Consider the following 22,696-nt stretch of genomic DNA (forward strand, 5'->3'; position numbering starts at 1 on the left):
TTACAAAAATTTTATTTACTTGAACTAGGTATTTATTTAAAAGCACAAAATAAGTGCTATTAAAACATATTACTATTTCTATGGAATGACAAATTATGCTAAATATGCTCTATTTACTTGAGGGCGTTTTCAATTATTGATAAATCTACAATTTTAAAATCATCTACTATTCTATTGGTTAATTCAACAGTGTAATCTTTATCTTTTTTAAATTTGTCATATGTTAAAATTGCATTTTCAATAATTGTCAAAGATTTATAATCTAGGGATTCTTTATAATCAGATATTAGGACTGATTTATATGGAGTTTCATTTGGTTTTATGCTACTAGACAGAGGGTGAGTTAACAGTATATGTCCTTCATGAATTCTATCTCTTACATAAAGTAAGATTTCTTTAAAAGAACATTCCTTATAATAAACCTTATAATCACTTTTGTATTTTTCATATACTTTATTATTGTTAGTTATTATCATTTTATACCCCCCAGAACAGTTCTATTTTTTTGCAATAAAATAGCAGAAAGCCCCTAGCTTTCTGCTCTGTATTTAACCTGAGAGTTTTCCTCTATTTGCATAGATTGCATAGAGTTGCCCCTTCGGTGCATATATTTATAGATTAAACTTAATGATGTCTTGCTTTCCAGAGTTAAGTCGTACTACGGTCCTTTTGCCTGAGATCATCACCAACATCCGCTTAATGTTGGCTTATTCCTTCGGCGCTTTTTTACAAGTCTCTCCCGTAATAGTCATCCTTAATATAATAATTGTATTATTCTAATTATTGTGCAATATAATAATGGTCTTATTATTCATTCATTTAAAGTTTCTATTTATTTATAACTTTTTTCTATTTTAATTAGATTATAATTAATTATCTCTATAATAAGCAACAAGTTTTTTTATATTTTTCAATATATTTATTTTTTTTCATATTTATTAATTTATATGTTAAGAATGACTATTTATAACCTTTTATTTTCAACTTTTAGTACTTACAAAATTGCTCTCTTATAGTAGTCATTTCATTAACTATATCGTCCACATCAAGTACCATTTCCATCATCCCTATTTGATCATCATATACATTTAGTTCAAATTCTTTTTTTATTTCCGGTTCACAAGCATGATATACTTGAAGTCCTAACTGGACTCCTGATCTAAATTTTATTTTTATATGTTTACATTGAGCATGGCAAGTAGTTAAGATATTGCCCAATGTAAACATGATTTAAGTTTTATTCGAATACAGTTTGATCTTCTATTTCAGTTTGTAATGCTTTAAAAGCTTTTGTTATAAGATTTCTTCTTATTTTCTTTTCTTCTTCCAATGGTAGTGCTGGATTTCCAAGAGGATGAGGTATTGCTATAGTTGGTACTATTCTATTAGCTCCAACTGTTAAAGAAATAGGTACTACTGTACACATGTGTACTACTGGTATTCCAGCTCTTTCTATTTCTTTTACCATCGTTGCTCCGCAACGAGTACAAGTGCCTCACGTACTAGTTAGAATTACAGCGTCAACGCCATCACACTTCAATTCCTCTGCATATTTTGCCGCAAATCCTTTTGCATTAGCCACTGAAGTTCCATTTCCTACTGTTGCATAATAATATCTATGAAGTTCTCCTATTACACCTTTCTCAACAAACTCTCTCATCACATCCACAGGTAATACTCTATTTGGATCATCGTTGGCATAAACTGGGTCATATCCACCATGAGCGGTCTGATGATCTGCGCTACTTAATATTTTAAATCCTTCTAAATCGTATTTACCATATTTTGATGCACTTGAAGATTCTATATGATCTGGATTTCCTTTTGGAACTATACCTCCAGAAGTAACAAGAGCTATCTTAGCTTTAGATAAGTCCTTAATTGCTACATTTGGAGCTACTCTATCAAAATCAGGCATTGGATACTCAGTTGTAAATTTTTCATCTTTTAATTTTTTGATAAGCATATTTACTGCTCTCTTAGATCCTCTTTCTTTGTCAAAGAAATTTTTTCTTATACCATTTGGCATATATCCATCTTCAATAGATGCACCTATTCCTTCTCTCTTTGCCAGTTTAAGAGCGAGAGGTGCCATAACTTTAACAGCATCTCTCATACCTACTGCAGAGTTTTTTGTTGGTACCATGTAAACTTTGTCTTTGAACATATCTGCTCCTGGGTTTTCTACATACATACCAGTTAATGAAGGTATTCCTAATTCTTCTTTAACTGCAGTAGCTATTGTTCCACAAGCAACACCATATCTACCTGCGTTAAAAGCTGGTCCTGCTATAAATACATCTGGATTATACTCCTTAACCATATCCAAAACTACTTTTTTAGCTTCTTCTAAATTTTCATTAAAATAAGAGTCTCCACATATTACTGTAGCTACTATTTCAGCCTCTCCTTTAAATGCTGCATTAAAAGCAGCACCTGGCCCTACTATACCATCTCTCACTTCAGGTTTAACATGAGCCATTTCTTCCCCACCTATTTGTGCGAAAAATTGATTTATATATTGAACAACTTTTATCATCTTCAAACCCCCATTCTACCTATCTTGCACTTAATTTATTGAAACCTATTTCATTTGTAGATCCTGTAATAACTTGAAGTTCTGCAACTATTGAACCGTCTGGTTTTAAACTTCCGTCAAATCCACCAGCTATAACATCTGCAACCTCTGGATATCCTATTACTTTATCCATTGGAGAAAGTGTAATTAATTCGTTTGCATTTCCTCCTGTTACAACTGCATTTGCTAAAGGATCAGCATCAGCTAATGATTGAGATTTTCCATCCCTACCTGCATATTCGTCTGTTATTATTACTGTTTTTATTCCTTTTTCTTCTATCTTTTCACAGTTCATTATTAAGTCAGTGTCTGGATTCCCAAATCCTTCTTCGTTGATTATTACACCATCAACTCCTAAGAACTCTGCTAATTTAGCACTCCAGTTAGAAGATCTTTCTTTGTCAGCAAGATAAACATTCTCGTTTGTTACTATTACACCAACAAAGTTTAACTCTTTACCATGTTTTTCAAATAAATCATGAATAACTGGGTTGTTTACGTGATGATAAGTTGTGTTTTTGTCACATGCAGAAACACAGTTACCACTTACTATCGCTCCGTCCATTACTTCTGTTGGATAAATCAAAGTAGATATTGTTTTCTTAGCATCTACACCATATACATAAGTGTCATGTAATAAACCTTGCGTTTGAAGCATATACACATAAGCTACTCTTGGTAGTTCTGGGTATTTTTTGTATCCTTCAATTATTGAATCTGTTTCATAAACTTCTACTTCATCTGGAGTTATATCTTTAGCTAATTCTCCTAAGTATATAGCTGCTTTATATCCTGCAAATCTTAAAGCTGCTTCATGGTTATGTTGTTTTAATCCATCAATTGGCTCACAAACTACTACTAAGTTACAAAGCTTAGAAAATGGAGTATATTTTGCACCTTCGCCGCTCATATCAATAATACCCTCTTGAAATCCAACTATCTTACCTGTTGTAACTACCGCTGAACCTTTAAGTACATTAGTTTTTCCGCTACCTACAGTAGTAACTTTACTAATCATACCTGGGAATATTCCTCCTAGTCCTTCAACCTTTACCCTTGGTTCTATTACATCTTTAACTGGCATTATACGTGTACTATCTCCCGGTCTAGCAATCTCTAATTCAACAGATTTAATATTTTCATCTTCCATTAATAAGTCTATTAATTCTTGCTTATTAACATAGATAACACCATTTTCTACTTTTGAAACATCTGAAAAGCATATGTCATTTACCTTTACATATCCTAATTCTAATTTCAAAATAATCACCTCCAAATATTTTAATTTCTAACTAGGTTTAACATGATTATTTAAAAGTCCATTTAAGACTTATAAATCTTTTTTATTTAAATCTTTTGAAATAATTTATATGCGACATGGGACAGATGTGTTAAAATATCAAAATTTTGCAACAAAAAAAGCAGAAAGTAAGATAGCTTTCTGCTCTGTATTTAACCTGAGAGTTTCCTCTAAAAGAGTTGCCCCTTCGGTGCAATATGCTTTATCCTGTTGTATTATTTGCTTTCCAGAGTTAAGTCCTGCTACGGTCCTTTTGCCTGAGATCATCTTAAGCACTCGCTTAGCACTAAATTATTCCTTCGGCTCTTAATTTAATAAGTCTCTCCCGCAGTAATCAACCTTTATAATATGTATTTTTAATAACATATTTGTTTATTAGAAAAATAGGATATAAAAATTTTTTACACTTGTTTTATAAATTATTTTTATATTACTTATATTATATAAATATTTTCTATAATTTTCAATAAGTTTTCTAATTTTTTATAACAATAAAAAAGGAATATCACAGTACAAGTAAAACCTTATCCGTGATATTCCTTTTTAATATGTGGTTAAGTCATTAAACTAAGCTTCAAATATAGTATTTCCTTATTTCACAACTTTCATTACATTAATATTTTTAGTATCCTAACTAAATTTCACTTGCTAATTTTGCTCCTCCAAATATACCTGCATCATTTCCTAATGTTGCTAATTTAAACTCTGTATCGGCAGTTGCATGGAAAGCATTTTGTGAGTAATGTTTTTTTATATTCTCCAATAACATATCTCCCGCTTTTGAAACTCCACCACCTATAACAAAAACCTCTGGGTTACAAATACAAGATATATTTGATAAAGCGCGACCTAATATAGAGCTAAACTTCTCTACAACTCTAACAGACAATTCATCATTTTCTTTGGCAAAATCAAATACATCTTTAGCTGTAATATTTTCAATATTTCTTAATTTAGATTCACAACTTTCTTTTTCTAAAATTTCTCTTCCTAATCTTGCTATTCCAGTTGCTGAAGCATATTGTTCTAAACAACCTTTTCTACCACAATTGCAACTTATTTTTTCATGAGGATTAACATTCATATGACCAATCTCGCCACCAGAACCAGTGTATCCAGCTATTACATTATTATTTATAATAACTCCTCCACCTACTCCAGTTCCTAAAGTAACCATTATCATATTTTTGTATCCTTTTCCTCCACCCTTATACATTTCACCTAGTGCAGCAATATTTGCATCATTTGCCACTTTTATAGGAATTCTCAATAATTCTTCTAAAGTTATTGACACGTTAAATACTTGCCATCCTAAATTTACACTTCCCAATATAGTTCTATCATCTTTCACAGGTCCTGGCACTCCAACTCCTGCTCCTAATAATTCATCTTTAGATATATTTCTTTCTTCTAATAAGCTATTTATAGACTCTGTAATATCAGATAAAATATATTTTCCATTATCTATCTTTCTAGTTTCAATTTCCCACTTATGCAATAATTCACCTTCAATATTAAATAAACCAAGTTTTACTGTAGTTCCTCCTATATCAATTCCTAACGAATATTTCTTCATATATACCCCTCCTATTTGCTATATTTATTGATTGATTTAACTTTAAATATTTCTATTATATAAAACCTTACTTTTCATTTTATCTACTAAAGATTCTTTTTCAATTAACTTTGTGTTTATTATATAGTATTTTTCACCTGGATCTTTACTTTCCAATTTATCCATCATTATTTTAGCTACATATTGGCCTAAATATTTTCCATTTGCCTCATGTATGGACTTCTCATCCTCATCTTCAAAGAACAGTGCATTTTCTAAATCTTGATTTATACTTACTGAAACAAAAGGAAACTCTGTATCCTTTAAAAACTCAGTAGTAACTTTATCTTCTTCCTCATGAAATAATAAAATTCCTTCAACAAAGTTACTTTGTATGAACCTATTAATCCAGGTATCATCATCTTCTTTAAAAGCATACATAATAAAATAATCTCTATCTTTTGCACAATTGCTTATACCTCTAAAAACTTGAAGAAAGAAAGGATGGTAAAAGGAATCACAAATCCATTGTGGTATAATTACTGCTAATATCTTCGTTCTTTTGTTTGCCAGACCTCTTGCCATTTCATTTGGAACATAGTTTAGTTTTTTTACTGCGTCCCAAACCTTTGTTTTTGTCTTTTTACTAATTTTGCTACTATCTGAAAGTACTCTAGATACTGTAGAAACAGCAACATTAGCTTCTTTGGCTACATCTTTAATTGTAACTTTCATCCTCATCTCCTCAATTTATATAACATTTTTAATTTATTGTAACTATATTCTTCTTCATTATATTATATTTTAAGTTATAATCAAATACTTCTACTTAGGAAGTTTTATTCTCATACAAAAATCTTTACTATTTCTGCACTAAAAAAGCCCTCTTTTTTATTTCCTAATTACTTAAAAAGAGGACCTTGTTTTAAAATACTATGTTTATATATTCCTTACAATTAGGGCACTTATCACCTTTTACATGAGAATTTGTTGTGTAAATATCCATAGTTTGGACAATAGGTATATTGTTTTTTACAATTCTAATTTTGCATACTCCGTATTTTACTTCACTTAAAAAGCAACTATGAGGGCAAAGATAGCATTCTATACAACTGTCTTCCTATTTGTAAAATCTTAGCTTTTCTTCCATCTATTCACCTTCTTTGTATCTTGTTACCTGAAACCTTTCTATTTCATATTCTTCTTTTGGATTTATTCCAGCTTTTTCACAAGCTATTTGAAGTTGATAATCTACAGTGTCTACTCCCTCTAAGTCAGGAAGCAATAATCCTTTTTTATGACCTTGAATAACTATAACTCCATATTTTTTAGGGTCTAATTCTTCTTTTGTAGATTTATGAGGTCTACTAAGTACATCTACTGATATATCTATATCTAATAACTCATTTTCTGTAACACTTGGAAATCTTGGATCATGAACGGCAGCTTCCACTGAATTTTTTATTATTTCTTCCGCTATGGAATCTGTTGTTGGCAAAAGAGTTCCAATACAACCTCTTAAATTTCCAAATTTTTTTAAAGATACAAATACTCCACCCTTTTCTTTGCTAAGTTCTTTTGGTAATTCACTTGGTTTTGCTATAAAATGACCATAAGTATAATAATGATTTAAACTTTCCCTAGCTATTTTTACATATAAGTTACTGTTGGATAATTTTTTACTATAAAGCTCTTTTTTCATATTAATTAATTGTTCAAAATTACTATGGTTGTTTAACTCATTATGAAAAGCCATTACTCCATATCCTACTCCAAAGGGTCCTTCGTAAGATAATAATTTACCTCTAACTTTTTCTCCTTCCATAGCTCCAAGCATTATAAATACAGATTTTAGCCCACATTCTTCTGCACATTCTACCATATATTTATCCATATTAAATATGCTTAACACATCACCTTTTTGTAAGTTATCTAACAATAATTCATCAAATTTTGAACCTTCTGAAGAATACTCATAAGGCCCATCTTCACTTAATCTATGAGACAAATCTCCACTTGCAATTAACACAATCTTTTTATTTAAATTCTTAGCACTTTCTCTTATTGCCATACCAAACTTATACAACTCAATATGGCTAAGGGCTGCATATGTAACATGAACTATTTTGTATTTTTTATAATACTTATTTATAAAATACATAGGTATCATGGCTCCATGATCTAGTTCATATTTTCTATTGAATTTTTTTAAAATATTTGAATCTATCCCTGCTACCGATATGTTTTGTCTATTGCAAGTATCGATAAGCACTTCATTAAATTCTTTGTCAATTCTTCCTTCTATGTAAGTGTCAAATTCTCTAAATTGACTAAAATCTCCCTTTATGTGTTCTTCATTGGAAATTGCAAGAGCATCTGAAAACATAGTTCCATGAGGAGTTATAATTACCACAGTTTCTGGCTCTAATTTACTTATTTCTTCTCCTACTTGATTACAAGCATCAATAGTGTTTTGTATTTCTCTTTCTTGCCCCTTACCTACAGATGGGATTATCAATGGTGGATGGGGCATTAAGTAATATCTTAATATGTTTTCCATAATATACACCTCGCTTTATATTTAGAATATATCATCTTATTATTTTGCCTTTTTTTAAGTAATATTTTTCAAGACAAAAAAATCCTTATTATAGATGTTTTAGAATTGTACCAAGATACCCTCTTTTTTTCTATAATAAGGTTCAAATTTTATTATTTAATTTTATCATGAGTACTTCCATACTTTGATACTATCACCCCACCAAGTGAATGACCGCCTATCTCCCAAGTGTCTATTTTCCATTCCCATCTATCTCTTTATATAAATATACTCATTATTAAATAATATATCATAAAAACTAAATCACTTAAATTTTTTAGTATTTATAAGTAAAAAATTCGCTTCGCTCATGTCGCCAACGAGATGCCTTCGCTATCGCTTTAGGCAACTCCGTTGCTCAAAAATACATTTTTTACATTTCCTAAATGACTTGATATAACTTGATTCCAGAGTTTATCAACAGCGTAAACTTAACTATAATTTCCTTAAATGTAAAAAAGACTATGAAATTTAGGTAATTTTCATAGTCTTTAAAGTTTATTTGCATTATAATCTTAATTTTTAATCAGATAAGTGTATTATTTTATTGCCTTTGCTATTTCATCTATCATGATGTTTGTTGATTCGATACCACCAGTCATTGTATACCATACTGCAGAATCTAAGTATACTATCTTATCATTTTTAGCAACATCTGTTTTGTTCATTATTTCATTATCAAATAAAGTTTTCGCACTTTCACCTTTACCTGTTACTGCTCCCCTATCTACAACAAACACATAGTCTGAATTATTTTCTAAGAAATATTCAAATGTTATTTGTTGTCCATGAGTAGATTCTTCTATATTTTTATCTAGTTGTTTAAATCCTAAGTCACTATATATTATTCCATATCTTGAAGCTTGTGAGAATAAACTTACTCCACCTTCATTTGCCATAACTACTGAAGCTGATACTCCTTTTTCACTTACTTCTTTCTTTAAATCAGATACTTTCTTTTCTATTTCATTTAATGCTTTTTTTACTTCATCTTGTTTATCAAATAGATTTCCTATATCTGTTGCAACAGCTGAAAATGAATCCATATAGTTTTGACCATCTACTTCTAAGTATACTGTTGGCGCTATTTCTTTAAATGAATCTATTTGCTCTGCCTGTCTTCCTCCTATTATTATTAAGTCTGGATTTAATGCTTCTACTGCTTCAAAGTCAGGCTCTTTTAAAGCACCAACATTTGCGTATTTATCATCTGCATAAACTGATAATATTTCTGGCAAAGTTCCACTCTTAGGTAGTCCAACTATCTCAACATCTAAATTTTTTAATATATCTGCCACTCCATAATCAAATACTACTACTCTTTTCGGATTTTTACTTAATTCAACTTTTTCACCATTAGCATCTGTCACTGATATTTTAGTTGTTGCTTTGCTATTTGAGTCAGTATCTTTTTGTTTTTTCATTCCTATTGAGAATATACCTATTATTGCTATTAGTACTATACTAATTATTAGTGCTATTTTTTTGTTCATTTTGTCATCTCTCCTTTTTTATATAGATAATCATTATCATTTATTTTATATTTTTTTACTGGCATTTCAGCCAGTATATTTTAAACCTTATTAAAAATAGATACTTATTTTATTTCCATCTATTTCTTCAACTTTAAAATCCATTTCATAAATGCTCTCTAAAGTCTCTTTGTTAATTATTTCTTCTACAGTTCCTTCTTTAGCCATAACTCCATTTTTTAAGCAGATAATATAGTCTGAGTAACAAGATGTAAAGTTTATATCATGCATAACAAGTATTATTGTTTTACCTAAATCATCACAAAGTTTTCTAAGAACCTTCATCATTTGAACAGAGTTGTTCATGTCTAAATTGTTAAGTGGCTCATCAAGAAAAATATACTCTGTTCCTTGGGCTATAACCATTGCTATATAAGCTCTTTGCTTTTGACCACCACTTAATTCATCTAGATATTTGTCTTGCATATCAGTAAGCCTCATATAGTCTATAGCTTCTTCAACATATTTCATATCTTCTTTTCTTAGTTTTCCATCACAATAGGGAAATCTTCCAAAGCTTACTAACTCCTTTATTGTAAGTCTAATATTAATATTATTGGATTGTTTTAATATGGCTATCTTTTGAGACAATTCTTTTTTATCCCAACTTTCAAGTTCTTTTCCTTCTATAAAAATTTGTCCACTATCTCTTTTCATAAGTCTTGTTATCATAGAAAGAGCAGTACTTTTACCAGCTCCATTAGGACCTATAAATGAAGTTATCTTTCCTTTTTCTATTTTAAGAGATACATCATGTACCACATTTTTATCATTATACTGTTTACTTAAATTTCTTACTTCAATCATATTCTGCTCTCCTTATAAAGTAGATACATAAAGTAGATTCCACCTATCATATCTATTATTACACTAACTGGTGTAGTTAAATGTAATACTCTTTCTATCATCAATTGACCAAATACTAAAGCAAATATACTAACAAGTACTGATACAATTATTAAATAACTATGTTTGTATGTTTTCATCATTTCACGAGTAACATTTGCTACTAATAATCCCAAAAATGTTACTGGTCCTACTAAAGATGTTGATACTGCTATTAATACTGATATAATTATTAATGATTTCCTCATTATCTTATCATAGTCTACACCTAAATTTATGGCTTGATCTTTTCCTAAACTCATTACATCAAAGTACTTAATATCATCAACTACAAAGGGAATTATTAAAAGTATTACTATTATAGATAAAAGTAATATGTCCACATTTACATTGTTAAAACTTGCAAATAATTTTGACTGAAGTACTAAATATTCATTTGGATCTATTACCATTTGCATAAATGATGACAAACTTTTAAAGAATGTTCCACAAATCATTCCTACTAATAGTACAAACATTATATTAGAATTTTCTCTTTTAAATACCATTTTGTATAAAGCCATAGAACCCAAAACCATAAATACTACACATATTAAGAAGTTTAGTTTTCGATTTGATGAAAATACACTACTTGATCCAAAAACAAATATTATTACTGTTTGTATTGCTACATATAATGAATCTATACCCATTACACTAGGTGTTAGTATTCTATTATCTGTTATAGTCTGAAATATTATTGTAGAAAAGCCAATACATCCACCTGTAACTACTATTGCTATTAATTTTGGTATTCTTTTTGATAAAGCATATTCCATACTTCCCGAATTAATTTCTAGAGTTAAGAATAATGCACAAGAAATTAAAATTAATAAAGATAAAATAGCTATAGGTATATTTAAATTTTGCTTTTTATTTTTTATTTTTTTATTTGCATAGCTTTTATTTTGTACATTAACTTGCATATGACTTCCTCCTTAATATTAAATAAAGGAATATTCCACTTCCTATAACTCCAACTGTAAGTCCAACAGAAAGTTCATATGGATAAATTATTGCTCTAGCTGCTATATCACAAACTAAAACAAATATGGCTCCAAATAAGGCTGTATCCCATATATTTTCATGAACATTATCACCTTTATACAAAGAAACTATATTGGGAACAATTAATCCTATATAAGGAATTTCTCCTGCTGTTATTACTACACATACTGTAACTATTGAAACTATTACAAGACCAAGATTAACTATTTTTTTATAATCAAGACCTAAGTTTGTTGCAAAGTCTTCTCCCATACCTGCCACTGTAAATTTATGAGCAAATAAAAACGCTACTATCATAAGTGGTATAGCTAAGTATAACAATTCATAATTTCCCTTTAAAATCATGGAGAAGCTACCTTGCATCCAAGAGCCAACATTTTGCATTATCTCAAATTCATATCCTATGTAGGTTGTTATAGATCCTATTATATTTCCAAACATTATACCAACTAGTGGTACAAATATTACATTTTTAACTTTTAAATTTCTTAAAAATGTCATAAACATTAATGTTCCAGCCAAAGCAAATATAAAAGATATCATAGCTTTTTGCATTATTGTTACTCCTGGTATAAGAACCATCGCTGTAACTATTCCCAGCTGAGCTGAATCTATTGTGGCTCCTGTTGTTGGAGAAACAAATTTATTTTGACTTATTTGTTGCATTATTAACCCACATATACTCATAGCACTTCCTGCCATTAATATACTTATTAATCTTGGAAGCCTACTTACCACCATGAGATGTATGGCATCTTGATTTCCACTTAAAACATTCATTATATTTATATTTTTAGCTCCTAAAAATATAGAAACTAAAGATAACCCAATTAACATTATGATTAAATATCTTTTTTTCATTTTTATCTCCTGCTGTACTTGTTTTTGAAATTAAGTTTCATATTCATATGATATTTATTATCATTTTGATATTTATATCATACAACAATTGATAATGATTTTCAATACCTATTTTGTAATTTTATTAATATTTTTGTATTAATTTATTAGTATTTGTAATTTATTCATTAAAAAACACTCTGATTTTTATAAATCAGAGCGTTATACTAGTTAAATATAATATCAATTTTCTCTATATTGTAACTATCATTTTCAATAGTCATAATTATAAAGTTTATATGCAAATTAAATCGTCTTTTACCACAACTACCTGGATTTAACCAAAGTATATCTTCTATTTTTTCGCAGAAATATTTATGAGAATGTCCAAAAATAATTACATGAACAGACTTCAAATTTGACAAAATATCTTTTTTATTATGAACCATATAAAATTTAATATTTCCTATATTAAAATATAATTCTTTTGGAAGTTCTTCTGCCCACTCACCTTTATCATTATTACCTCTCACCACATATACAGGTGCTATGTTTTGCAATTCCTTTAAAACATCCTTTGAGTTAATATCTCCACCATGTACTATATAGTCACACTTTTTCAAATAATTGATTACTTCTTCTCGTAATAATCCATGAGTGTCTGAAATGATTCCTACCTTATACCCTTCTTTCAATTTATTCCTCCTGTACTTCAATCTCTTCCACCTATTGCTGCTTTATTTTATCTTGTTGTTTATAATGTTTTTGTAACTTATCAGAAGCATCTTTTATACGTTTTTCCAATCCTTTTTCATAAATATCACTATATAAAAATTCTTGTATATTAATAGACTCCTCATTAGGATTTACATTTTCATCCTGTTTATGATCTTTTTCAAGAGTAAAATCAATTGCATAGAATGATACATTCCTATCATCTAAAATTCTTTTTAGATCAAGTAAAATTTCGCAGGCTCTTTTTATACTTATTTCTTTGTCTTGTGCATAAAAAACAATATGACCAGATTTTTTGCCTATTTCATTTATATCGTAATTTTTATCAAGTTCTAATTCACTTAAATCCACCCCATATGAAGGTCCAAAATCAGTATATTCCCTATCTAAATACTCTGAGGGCATTTCTTTTAGTTCTCCAAAAGCAATATCACTTTTATATGTAAAATCTTTATTTTCAAAAACATCTTTAATTTTAGCACTATAAGATTCATCCAATCTTCTATACGTATTAATTTTTTTTGCTACGTTATCTTCATAAGAGTCATATCCTATTTTACCTAAAGGTGAAATACTTATAGTGAAATATGTATCTTTACTTGTAGGCGATTTTATATCTGCATAATATCCTCCATCTTTAAAACTATAAGATACTTCTGATATGTCTAATTTCATATCAGAATAGTTTTCAGCCACATATTTTTTTGCTGTATTATTTGCCAGTGCCTTAGAAATAGGATTTCCCAAAAGACTATTGGCAAACCAAAGTATTCCTCCAATTAAAACAAATGCCGTTATTCCAGCCAAAATTTTCACCAATTTTTTCATACTACTTATTCTCCTTTTTAAATGCAATATAAAGTAAAAATCCAATTAAAACACCTAGAGCACAAAGACCAGTGTATATGACTGCCCATGTGGCTGGTACTACTATTATTGAACTCATATCTTCTACCGTGATCACACCTTCAATAATATATTTTATCAAATTCCATATATACGTAAGCATAAATATTCCTATAGGAACCATATATGATTTTTTATTAAAAGCATAATATCCCAATCCACCAACAATGGGCATAATAATTATGTTATAAAACATCCATTCACTTTCAGAAATTCCTACGCCTATAAATGATCCTAATATAATCATTACCATAGCTCCGATTACAAGCTGATTTTTTATTTTTGAAATAATTTTTTTATCATTCATTTTAATATTTTCTTTATTTATTTTATTTATTTCTTCAAACTCATTAAATAACAAATTACATGCTTCACACTCATTAGTATGTTTTATAACAGCATTACAACTATCTTCACTTGCAATACCATCTTTTACAAGCGGTACTAAATCTCCACAAATATCACAGGATATTTTATTCATGAACAGTTCCCTCCTTTATTAATATATCTTTTATCTTCTTTTTAGCACGATAATCAATAACTCTTGCTGAACTTTCTGATATTTCATGTTTTTGTGATATTTCTAAATAAGAATATCCCTCTACTCTCATAAGTACAATATCTTTCGTTCTTTTTTGTTCCTTATCAAGTAAATATAATATTTTCTTTGAAATATCTTTATGTATAGCTTCTTCTTCTAAGTTACATTCACTTACAATATACTTATAAGCCAAATCATCTAGAGAAATCGTAGATTTTTTTTTCCTAAGATATTCGTACCATTTGTTTCTAGCTATGGAAAAAAGCCATGTTTTAATACTGGATTCTCCTTTAAATCTATGTATTGACTTAATTGCACTTAAGAAAGTTTCTGACACTAAATCTTCAGAAAGAGAGGCATCATTTGTTAAATTTACAAGATATATAAAAACATCATGTTTATATTCTTCATATATATTTCTAATAATTAACATAAATCCTCCTTTCATATTATTAGTGACTATAAATCACATTTTGTTACAATATATTTTATGTTTTTTATTTTATTAAAAATTTGTACCTAAAAAATAGGAGTAAAGCTACTCCTATTTTTATCATTTCATAATTAAATTGTATTTTGAATCGTAATGCAATCCCAGATCATTGCAAATACGTTTATTAATTTTTGTTAAAGCTTCATGATATTCTTTATACTTAGGTGATAATAAAATCATATTAGGAATAAATATATCGTTATAACCACTATCTTGTAAACGCTGCATAAACTTTCTCTGTGAAATAAATGCAGGATGATATTTAAAAAAGAAACTATTTTTTATTTTAACACCTTTTGCAGTCTGTTCTTTTAACTTTTCATATCCTTCAACATTTATATTTGTATATTCTTTAGTCTTAGCATCCATCTGTTCTACCATTTTTCTCATATCCTGTTTAGCTAATAATTTATACATAATAAAACTGTTAATTTTTATCAATAAAGGTATTTTAATTTCTGCATTATCCCAAAATTCAATTATTCTCTTATATGCATCCTTTTGCTCTTTTGTTTCAACTTTTATTTGTAAATAAGGCATAAAATGATTCATAAAATAATATCCATAGAATCCTGGAATCATATCTTGTATTGCTTTTCCTAAAGTTTCATAATCTAAGTTTTCGTATATTTCTTCCACGTCATTGTTATCAATAAATTTTTTTAAAGATTCGGCTTCCTTCTTATAATCTTCAAGCTTGCTTATTTTCTCTTTATATATATTTTCTAAGAATTGCTTATCCTTACTTTCAAGTAGAATCTTAATGTCCTTTATGCTAATCCCCAACTTTCTATAAACAGAAATTTCTTTTAAAATTTTTATATCTTCTTCAGTATAGTTTCTATATCCATTTTTATCTTTACTTACTGATAAAAGTCCTTGCTCCTCGTAATATTTAATTGCACGCTTTGTCAAATCAACAACTTGAACAACTTGATTTATTTGCATATTATTCACTCCTTACTACTTATTTTACATAAATTGTATTGGTATACGTAAGGTTCAAGTCAATAAGTTTTATATAAATATGCCTCTTTTAATAAATTCTTCTTAATTTTAAAAAATAATTAGCCTAGTTAATCCTATGAATTATCTCTCTTAACCTTTACCTGCTTTTTCTTAATCATAATTTCCTTATAATTTTTTAAAAATGATTTCCCTTTATAGTTTAAAATGTCTACATAAGAGCATGTATCTTTTACTTCAATTACACCAATATCCTCATTATTTATTCCTTCAATATTACTAAATGCTCCAACTATATCTATAACTCTTATTTTTTTCTTCTTTCCAACATTCAAGTAAACTTTAGTTATTTCCTCATTTAAATTTTTAACTTCTTCTTTTTTATTTCTTTTATTGTTTAATAAACTATTTTGTTGTTTAGTAAATTTAATTTTGCCCATATTCACTTCGTTGTCATCAATACTTTCTATTTCTTGTATTTTATCTTGCGTATATTCTTCTATTTCCTGAAGATATTTTTCCTCTCTAGGTGAAACTATTGTAATAGCTTTTCCCCATTTATCTACCCTTCCTGTTCTTCCTATCCTATGAACATAGTTTTCTTTGTCCCCTGGAACATCATAATTTATTACCAGAGAAATATCTTCAATATGAATACCCCTAGCTGTAATATCACTACTTACTAATATATTAAATTTATTATTTTTAAAATCTTTGATGATAAATAATCTTTTATCCTGAGACATATCACCATGTATTACTCCAACAGAGAACTTGTCTTTTTTCATATTTTTGTAAATTTCATCTACTTTATTTCTTGTATTTGCAAAAATGATTAAAGATTTTGGACATTCCTTATAAATAATTCTTTTTAACAATTCATACTTATCATTTTCTTCCCTTTTAATAAAATATTCACTAATTTGTTTTTTTATTTTTTCATCATCTTTAATATCTATCATAAGTGGATTTTCCATATATTTATTACAAATTAAATTTATATTGTCATCTATAGTTGCTGAAAACATACCCTTACATGATCTTTTAGGTAATTTACTCAGTATAAATTCCATATCGTCAACAAAGCTTTTATGTAACATTTTATCAGCTTCATCGATTACAAAATATTTTATATTACTTAAATCAATAGTTCCTCTACCAATATGATCAATTATTCTTCCAGGTGTAGCGACTACTATATGAACCCTTTGCTTTAACTCTGTTACTTGCTCCCTTAGTGGTTGCTTTCCAAATATTGCACTACATCTAACTTTTTTCATTCTTCCTATATTTTGTATTTCCTCTTTAATTTGTAATGCTAACTCTCTCGTTGGAGCTACTATTAATCCTTGTACTTTGTTATTATATATATCAATTTTTTCTACCATTGGTATGGCAAAAGATGCTGTTTTTCCGCTTCCTGTTTTAGATTTTACTATTACATCTGTTTTTTCCAATAAACTAGGAATAACTTCAATTTGAACTTTTGAAGGTTTTTTATAATTTAAGTTATTTAATGACTTTATTATCTTTTTATCTATATTAAAATTTTCAAAATTATTATTCATTTTTATCTCCTTAATTTCATACATCTCTTATTATTATAATTGTCTAATTAATATTATTCAAAACAAAAAAGTCAGCATTACTAATTAATGCCGACTTTTATATTTAAGCTACTGCTTTTTCTTTATTTACTTTAGTGTAACTTTTTACTTCCTTAACTAATACTGATGCTATTATAACTATAGCAATAATATCAGCTACTGGTTGTGAGAACCAGATGCCATCTAATCCTAAGAACTTTGGTAATACAATTATTAAAGGTATTAAGAATATACATTGTCTTAGTAAGCTAAGTAGTATTGACATTTTTGCCTTACCAATTGATTGAATGTAGTTTGTACCTATAATTCCCACACTTAGTATTGGTAGCGTCATTGTGTATTTTTTAAGTCCATTTATTGTTATACCCATAAGCTCTGGATCACTATTAAACATTCCTACTAAAAACTCTGGTGCTATATTTATTATCATTGCACCTATAACAAATATACATGTAGATGCTATTAAACATATTTGTAATGCTTTTTTTGCTCTGTCAAATTTTTTAGCACCATAGTTAAATCCAACTATTGGTTGCATACCTTGACTTATTCCAAATGAAGGCATTAAAAATATCATTGAAATTGAACTTATCGTAGCCATAGCACCTATTGCTAAATCTCCACCATAAATTTTTAGACTTTGGTTACTTATAACTTGAACCAAACTTGCTGCAAGCTGAATTGCAAATGGAGATACACCTATTGCTAAAATAGATTTTGCTGCATTTTTATTTAATCTAACAGTTGATAACTTAAATTCTAAATTAGATTTTTTTCTTAAATAATATGAAAGTCCCCACATAGCTGTTATAGCTTGTGATATTATTGTTGCAGTTGCTGCACCTTTGATTCCCATATTAAATTTAAAAATAAATAATGCATCTAATACTATATTTGCAACGCATCCAACTGTCATTATAATTGCTGATAATATAGGCTTTCCATCTCCTCTAATAACATTGTTAAAGAACATGGCCATTATAGAGAATGTTGTTCCTACAATAATTATATCTGTATATGATTTTGCGTAATATAAAGTTGCCTCACTAGCACCAAATAATATTAGTATCTGTTTTGAAAATATAAGTCCTAATACAGTAAGTGTAACACCTAATACTACTGATAATAACATACCTGTACCTATTATATTTTGTGCTTCTTCTTTTTTGCCTTGTCCTAATTTTATAGAAACATTTGTTGCCGAACCTATACCAACAAGCATCCCAAATGCTAGTGCTATTGTGAGTATAGGCATTGTAACACCAAGTCCAGCTATAGCCATTGAGCCTACTTCAGGTATATTTCCTATAAATATTCTATCCACCACATTATAAAATGCATTTACCATCATTCCTATTATAGCTGGTACAGAATATTTTAATAATAATTTTCCAACTGATTGTGTTCCTAATTCTACCTGATTTTTATTCATGTATTTTCCTCCTATATATTTATATTAGAGCAAACTCTTTTAAGTAGTTTTATCATTAATTCTCTTTCTTCTTTATTTAATTGCTCGCTCATTTTTTCATCCCATTGATTCAAAATAAAGAATATATCATTCTTTACTCCTTTTCCTTCTTCAGTCAAATAAACCCTATTAGATCTTTTGTCATTTTCATCTTTTTGTCTTCTTACAAATCCATTTTCCTCTAACTTTTTTATAGCTCTTGCTGTAGTTCCTTTATCTATTTTAAGGACTTCAGCTAATTCCTCTTGATTTCTACCATCTTCCATATAAAGTTCTAATAAGTACATGAACTGACCTTGACCTATATTATGTTCCTCAAGGCCTTTGCTTATAAAAATACGGCCTTTTCTATATATTTGAGAAATATATTTTCCAATATTGTCACAATTATTTTTTTTCATATACCTCTCCCCTTTCTTCATTTAGTTGTGTATGCAACTATACTAGTATAACATATTTAGTTGTGATTGCAACTATTTTTCATAAAAATTTTATTTTCTTTAATAACTATATACAAATAAAAAAAGGATAAGTATTTTAAATACTTATCCTTTTAAAAACTAAACAATTATAAAGTTGATACTAAATATTTAGTGTATGCTATAAATGCCCTTGCTTCTTCCTCAGTATTATAAAGACCTAAGCTAGCTCTTAACATTCCATTTGTAGGTTTATTGTTATAAGCATTATCACATGCAATTTCATCTTTAACTCCCATTAATCTATTAACATATGGGTGAGCACAAAACTTTCCAGTTCTTAAAGCAATTGCCATTTCATCTGCATATCTTTTGCCTATTGTCTTATAATTTTCACCATCTATATTAAATACAATAATACCTAATCGATCATCTATATTTTCATTATCTCCATATAATATAACTCTATCTATTTTTTTCATTTCTGAAATTATAAATTTTTTTAACATCATTTCATGTTCATATATGTTATCAAACCCAATTTGCTTTAATTCTTGTAATGCTCTACCTGTGGCCATAGCTCCCAATGAGTTAGGACTACCTGCTTCATGTAAAGCTGGTGGTTCATCCCATATAACCTCGTAATCTGTAACAGCCTTTACACATGCTCCTCCCTTTAAAAATGGAGTTATATTAGATAAATCTTCTTTAAGCCCAACTATTACACCTGTTCCATAAGGTGAATATGTTTTATGACTAGAAAAAACTAAAAAGTCTATTTCTTCTCCTGGCTTTTGCCCCTTCATATTTACTTCTTTATGAGCAACTAATTGAGCACCATCTACTATTATTTTAGCATTATATTTATGACATATCTTTGCTATTTCATGTATAGGATTTATATATCCAGTTACATTTGATGCACCTGTTACAGTTACATATTTAATTCTGCCATTATTTCTTTTTAACTGATATTCTATGTCATCTAGACTTATTCTACCCATTTTATCAACATCAATATATTCTACTGTAGCACTATATCTCCATGGTAAATCATTTGCATGATGTTCCATTCTTGTAGTAATTATTTTATCATCTTTACTCTTTATTAACACATTTGCAAGTAAATTCATACACTCAGTTGTAGTTTTTCCAAAAACCGCCGTGTATTTTGAATCACTACCTACATTAAAAAAATCTAATATAATTTGTCTTGCATCCTCATACTTTTGAGTAGTTATTTCACTTTTCTGCCCAGTTCCCCTAGCTACTGCGCCATATGTTATTAATCCTTTACATAGTTCTTTATATGATGATTTTAATGATGGTGTAGTTGCACCATTATCAAATCCTATGGGCATAGCCATATTTCCATCAGCCAATTGAACTGGGTTATCTACTCCAATAAATAAATCTCTATATTTATTATAATTATTATATATATCCATAAATTTAGCATCCCTTCTTGAAAAATTATACTTTACCTATCTATATATGATTATCATTAAATAAAGTTACTTTATATATATTATGCCCATAGCTTTATTTATCTTTCCATAAAATAAAGGAATATGGCAAAACCCATATTCCTCTGTTTTTATAATATGTATTTACTTATAAAAGCTTTCATTTCTTTATTCAAATCCCCACAATCATCTACAATTTCGCATCTACGACATTCTATAGATTCCCCTTCTATAGCCGGATGTATTTCTATATTTTCACCATTACATGAAATTAAAAATCCTAAATTTATATCTTCATAAGCATTGATGTATGCATCTGACATATAAATACCTTGTGAATTCTCTTTTGGCTCATCATTAATAAGGTAGTTTTCACCATTTATACATGATAAATACTGTTCATTTCGTCTACCAAAGAAATAGTAAATCTGCCCTTTATACTTTAATAATTCTTCAATTTGCTTGCTTTTTTCATCTTCCTTTAAACATGTGCTTATACCCTTATAACATGTTTTCACAGTAGCTTTTTTACATACTTCCTCATTCATTTTGCATAAATCAAAAGTTCTTAATTCCCCACTAAAAAAACTCATTTTATGACACCCCTTTATATGTTTGTAATTATATTGTAATTGAGAACAATATTATTTTCATTATAAAAAAATTTTTATACTACTGGTATTTTCTACCTATTTTAAGTTTTGCCCAATGGATTTAAATATTTAAAAATACACTATTTAGATATACATACATTCTAATTTGTTATATTAATAAAGTAGAAATTATTAAAATTTTAATTATGCTTCAAACTGTTGTTTTTCCTTAAAATAAAGATTAGAATGTTACTTATAACCGATGAAATATTAGAATAGATTATATTAATATGGAGGTTTATTATGAGAGAAGAAAAAATTAGTTTTAAAGAGTTTTTGTATGAAACATTCCTTCTTATTGTGGGATGTCTTTTGATGGCATTGTCTTTTGTATTATTCTTTGATCCTCATTCAATTGCTCCTGGAGGATTAACAGGATTGGCAGTAATAATCAATTATTTATTTAATATCCCCTTATGGTTTGTGAACTTAATTTTTAATGTGCCATTATTTATCTTAGCATACAAAGTTTTAACAAAGAGAGAATGTTTGAAAACGTTATTAGGAATAGTTTTTTTTACTTTATCGTTAAATTTATTCGAAAATTTTGCGAATTTTCAAATTACCAACGACGTCTTATTATCAACTCTTACTGGTGGAGTAATTTTAGGATTAGGGCTTGGTGTAATATTTAATATCAATGGAACAACAGGTGGTACAGATTTGATTGGTCTAATATTGAACAGATGGCTTCCATCTATTAGTGTTCCCAAGTTAATGGGAGTAGCAGATTTTATAGTAGTTATGTCATCAATATTCGCTACAGGTAAAATAGAGATTGGCTTATATTCTGCACTAGGATTATACATTGCTGTTGTAGTAAGTGACATGGTTGTACAAGGTTTTTATAGTGCCAAATCCTTTACTATTATATCAAATTCACCAGATGAAATATCTAATGCTATATTAGAAAAAATGAATAGAGGAGTTACTATTTTAAGTGCAAAAGGCGGTTATACAAAAGAAGAAAAAGATGCTTTGCTTGTTGTTGTAGGTAAAAGAGAGGTATCTACCCTTAGAAGAATAGTGAAAAGTGTTGACCCTAATGCATTTGTAGTTATTACAGATGTTCACGAAGCACTTGGGGAAGGTTTCAAACAAATGTATTAGCAAGAAGGTGGTATCAAAAAAGATACCACCTT

General features: G+C 28.5%; 22 protein-coding genes, 1 pseudogene and 2 riboswitches. Of the genes and pseudogenes, 1 reads left to right on the forward strand and 22 read right to left on the reverse strand.

The window, feature by feature from the left end; translation table 11 throughout:
- Positions 1-113: 113 nt before the first annotated feature.
- The 22 genes and pseudogenes from K0040_RS05105 to K0040_RS05205 all read right to left on the reverse strand — a co-directional run bounded on the left by K0040_RS05105 (position 114) and on the right by K0040_RS05205 (position 21,494).
- Positions 114-476, reverse strand: a complete 363-nt coding sequence (locus K0040_RS05105) for a GrdX family protein (RefSeq protein ID WP_074920049.1) — start codon at positions 474-476, stop codon at positions 114-116.
- Positions 477-651: 175 nt separating this feature from the next.
- Positions 652-752: riboswitch (glycine riboswitch) on the reverse strand.
- 235 nt (positions 753-987) lie between these two features.
- Positions 988-1,158, reverse strand: a pseudogene (locus tag K0040_RS05110) (glycine/sarcosine/betaine reductase complex selenoprotein A); the annotation flags it as partial.
- 79 nt (positions 1,159-1,237) lie between these two features.
- Positions 1,238-2,545, reverse strand: a complete 1,308-nt coding sequence (gene grdB / locus K0040_RS05115; protein WP_228107864.1) for a glycine reductase complex selenoprotein B — start codon at positions 2,543-2,545, stop codon at positions 1,238-1,240.
- Positions 2,546-2,558: 13 nt separating this feature from the next.
- Positions 2,559-3,839 (reverse strand): glycine/sarcosine/betaine reductase component B subunit, encoded by a 1,281-nt coding sequence (locus tag K0040_RS05120; protein ID WP_228107865.1) that lies wholly within the window; start codon positions 3,837-3,839, stop codon positions 2,559-2,561.
- 274 nt (positions 3,840-4,113) lie between these two features.
- A riboswitch (glycine riboswitch) is annotated at positions 4,114-4,216 on the reverse strand.
- A gap of 296 nt (positions 4,217-4,512) precedes the next feature.
- Positions 4,513-5,454 carry an ROK family glucokinase gene (locus tag K0040_RS05125; protein ID WP_228107866.1) on the reverse strand — a complete coding sequence of 314 codons (942 nt, stop codon included), beginning with the start codon at positions 5,452-5,454 and terminating at the stop codon, positions 4,513-4,515.
- Positions 5,455-5,496: 42 nt separating this feature from the next.
- Positions 5,497-6,168 (reverse strand): LacI family DNA-binding transcriptional regulator, encoded by a 672-nt coding sequence (locus K0040_RS05130; RefSeq protein ID WP_228107867.1) that lies wholly within the window; start codon positions 6,166-6,168, stop codon positions 5,497-5,499.
- Positions 6,169-6,583: 415 nt separating this feature from the next.
- On the reverse strand, positions 6,584-7,993 hold the full coding sequence (amrA, locus tag K0040_RS05135; protein ID WP_228107868.1) for an AmmeMemoRadiSam system protein A: 1,410 nt from the start codon (positions 7,991-7,993) through the stop codon (positions 6,584-6,586).
- Between the two features lie 152 nt (positions 7,994-8,145).
- On the reverse strand, positions 8,146-8,229 hold the full coding sequence (locus K0040_RS21450) for a hypothetical protein (protein WP_369123725.1): 84 nt from the start codon (positions 8,227-8,229) through the stop codon (positions 8,146-8,148).
- 342 nt (positions 8,230-8,571) lie between these two features.
- Complete coding sequence (locus K0040_RS05140) at positions 8,572-9,525, reverse strand: siderophore ABC transporter substrate-binding protein (RefSeq protein WP_228107869.1); 954 nt, start codon at positions 9,523-9,525, stop codon at positions 8,572-8,574.
- Between the two features lie 90 nt (positions 9,526-9,615).
- Positions 9,616-10,371, reverse strand: a complete 756-nt coding sequence (locus K0040_RS05145) for an iron ABC transporter ATP-binding protein (RefSeq protein WP_228107870.1) — start codon at positions 10,369-10,371, stop codon at positions 9,616-9,618.
- Positions 10,368-11,375, reverse strand: coding sequence for an iron chelate uptake ABC transporter family permease subunit (locus K0040_RS05150; protein ID WP_228107871.1), 1,008 nt, complete (start codon positions 11,373-11,375; stop codon positions 10,368-10,370). The genes K0040_RS05145 and K0040_RS05150 overlap by 4 nt, the downstream gene beginning before the upstream one ends.
- Positions 11,365-12,318 (reverse strand): ABC transporter permease, encoded by a 954-nt coding sequence (locus tag K0040_RS05155; RefSeq protein ID WP_228107872.1) that lies wholly within the window; start codon positions 12,316-12,318, stop codon positions 11,365-11,367. Before K0040_RS05155 ends, K0040_RS05150 begins: the two co-directional genes overlap by 11 nt.
- Before the next feature lie 206 nt (positions 12,319-12,524).
- The gene (locus K0040_RS05160) at positions 12,525-12,992 is read right to left on the reverse strand and encodes a metallophosphoesterase family protein (RefSeq protein ID WP_228107873.1); all 468 of its coding nucleotides are present in this window, start codon (positions 12,990-12,992) and stop codon (positions 12,525-12,527) included.
- A gap of 31 nt (positions 12,993-13,023) precedes the next feature.
- Positions 13,024-13,860: a YfjL-like protein gene (locus tag K0040_RS05165; protein WP_228107874.1), complete on the reverse strand. Its 837-nt coding sequence runs from the start codon at positions 13,858-13,860 to the stop codon at positions 13,024-13,026.
- Between the two features lies 1 nt (position 13,861).
- Complete coding sequence (locus K0040_RS05170) at positions 13,862-14,419, reverse strand: zf-HC2 domain-containing protein (protein WP_228107875.1); 558 nt, start codon at positions 14,417-14,419, stop codon at positions 13,862-13,864.
- Entirely contained in the window at positions 14,412-14,912 is a 501-nt protein-coding gene (locus tag K0040_RS05175; RefSeq protein WP_228107876.1) for an RNA polymerase sigma factor, read from the reverse strand. Before K0040_RS05175 ends, K0040_RS05170 begins: the two co-directional genes overlap by 8 nt.
- Positions 14,913-15,032: 120 nt before the next feature.
- Positions 15,033-15,920, reverse strand: a complete 888-nt coding sequence (locus tag K0040_RS05180) for a MerR family transcriptional regulator (protein ID WP_228107877.1) — start codon at positions 15,918-15,920, stop codon at positions 15,033-15,035.
- Positions 15,921-16,054: 134 nt separating this feature from the next.
- A complete protein-coding gene (locus K0040_RS05185) occupies positions 16,055-17,506 on the reverse strand; it encodes a DEAD/DEAH box helicase (RefSeq protein WP_228107878.1) in 1,452 nt (483 codons plus the stop codon).
- A gap of 103 nt (positions 17,507-17,609) precedes the next feature.
- The gene (locus tag K0040_RS05190; RefSeq protein WP_228107879.1) at positions 17,610-18,977 is read right to left on the reverse strand and encodes an MATE family efflux transporter; all 1,368 of its coding nucleotides are present in this window, start codon (positions 18,975-18,977) and stop codon (positions 17,610-17,612) included.
- Between the two features lie 11 nt (positions 18,978-18,988).
- Positions 18,989-19,417, reverse strand: a complete 429-nt coding sequence (locus K0040_RS05195; protein WP_228107880.1) for a MarR family winged helix-turn-helix transcriptional regulator — start codon at positions 19,415-19,417, stop codon at positions 18,989-18,991.
- 167 nt (positions 19,418-19,584) lie between these two features.
- A complete protein-coding gene (locus K0040_RS05200; RefSeq protein WP_228107881.1) occupies positions 19,585-20,883 on the reverse strand; it encodes an aminotransferase class V-fold PLP-dependent enzyme in 1,299 nt (432 codons plus the stop codon).
- A gap of 149 nt (positions 20,884-21,032) precedes the next feature.
- Positions 21,033-21,494, reverse strand: coding sequence for a hypothetical protein (locus K0040_RS05205; protein WP_228107882.1), 462 nt, complete (start codon positions 21,492-21,494; stop codon positions 21,033-21,035).
- Positions 21,495-21,797: 303 nt separating this feature from the next.
- On the opposite strand from K0040_RS05205, the gene K0040_RS05210 reads away from it, so the two are divergent.
- A complete protein-coding gene (locus tag K0040_RS05210; RefSeq protein WP_228107883.1) occupies positions 21,798-22,664 on the forward strand; it encodes a YitT family protein in 867 nt (288 codons plus the stop codon).
- Positions 22,665-22,696: the final 32 nt, after the last annotated feature.

The organism is Terrisporobacter petrolearius (assembly GCF_020748185.1).
Lineage (GTDB): Bacteria > Bacillota > Clostridia > Peptostreptococcales > Peptostreptococcaceae > Terrisporobacter > Terrisporobacter petrolearius.

Coding starts and splice junctions, on each gene's coding strand:
- K0040_RS05140 (WP_228107869.1), bottom strand. CDS start 9,525: ATGAACAAAAAAATAGCACTAATAATTAGTATAGTACTAATAGCAATA.
- K0040_RS05190 (WP_228107879.1), bottom strand. CDS start 18,977: ATGAATAAAAATCAGGTAGAATTAGGAACACAATCAGTTGGAAAATTA.
- K0040_RS05130 (WP_228107867.1), bottom strand. CDS start 6,168: ATGAAAGTTACAATTAAAGATGTAGCCAAAGAAGCTAATGTTGCTGTT.
- K0040_RS05165 (WP_228107874.1), bottom strand. CDS start 13,860: ATGAAAAAATTGGTGAAAATTTTGGCTGGAATAACGGCATTTGTTTTA.
- K0040_RS05125 (WP_228107866.1), bottom strand. CDS start 5,454: ATGAAGAAATATTCGTTAGGAATTGATATAGGAGGAACTACAGTAAAA.
- K0040_RS05175 (WP_228107876.1), bottom strand. CDS start 14,912: ATGTTAATTATTAGAAATATATATGAAGAATATAAACATGATGTTTTT.
- K0040_RS05185 (WP_228107878.1), bottom strand. CDS start 17,506: ATGAATAATAATTTTGAAAATTTTAATATAGATAAAAAGATAATAAAG.
- K0040_RS05180 (WP_228107877.1), bottom strand. CDS start 15,920: ATGCAAATAAATCAAGTTGTTCAAGTTGTTGATTTGACAAAGCGTGCA.
- K0040_RS05210 (WP_228107883.1), top strand. CDS start 21,798: ATGAGAGAAGAAAAAATTAGTTTTAAAGAGTTTTTGTATGAAACATTC.
- K0040_RS05150 (WP_228107871.1), bottom strand. CDS start 11,375: ATGCAAGTTAATGTACAAAATAAAAGCTATGCAAATAAAAAAATAAAA.
- K0040_RS05155 (WP_228107872.1), bottom strand. CDS start 12,318: ATGAAAAAAAGATATTTAATCATAATGTTAATTGGGTTATCTTTAGTT.
- K0040_RS05105 (WP_074920049.1), bottom strand. CDS start 476: ATGATAATAACTAACAATAATAAAGTATATGAAAAATACAAAAGTGAT.
- amrA (WP_228107868.1), bottom strand. CDS start 7,993: ATGGAAAACATATTAAGATATTACTTAATGCCCCATCCACCATTGATA.
- K0040_RS05195 (WP_228107880.1), bottom strand. CDS start 19,417: ATGAAAAAAAATAATTGTGACAATATTGGAAAATATATTTCTCAAATA.
- K0040_RS05200 (WP_228107881.1), bottom strand. CDS start 20,883: ATGGATATATATAATAATTATAATAAATATAGAGATTTATTTATTGGA.
- K0040_RS05170 (WP_228107875.1), bottom strand. CDS start 14,419: ATGAATAAAATATCCTGTGATATTTGTGGAGATTTAGTACCGCTTGTA.
- K0040_RS05205 (WP_228107882.1), bottom strand. CDS start 21,494: ATGAGTTTTTTTAGTGGGGAATTAAGAACTTTTGATTTATGCAAAATG.
- K0040_RS05145 (WP_228107870.1), bottom strand. CDS start 10,371: ATGATTGAAGTAAGAAATTTAAGTAAACAGTATAATGATAAAAATGTG.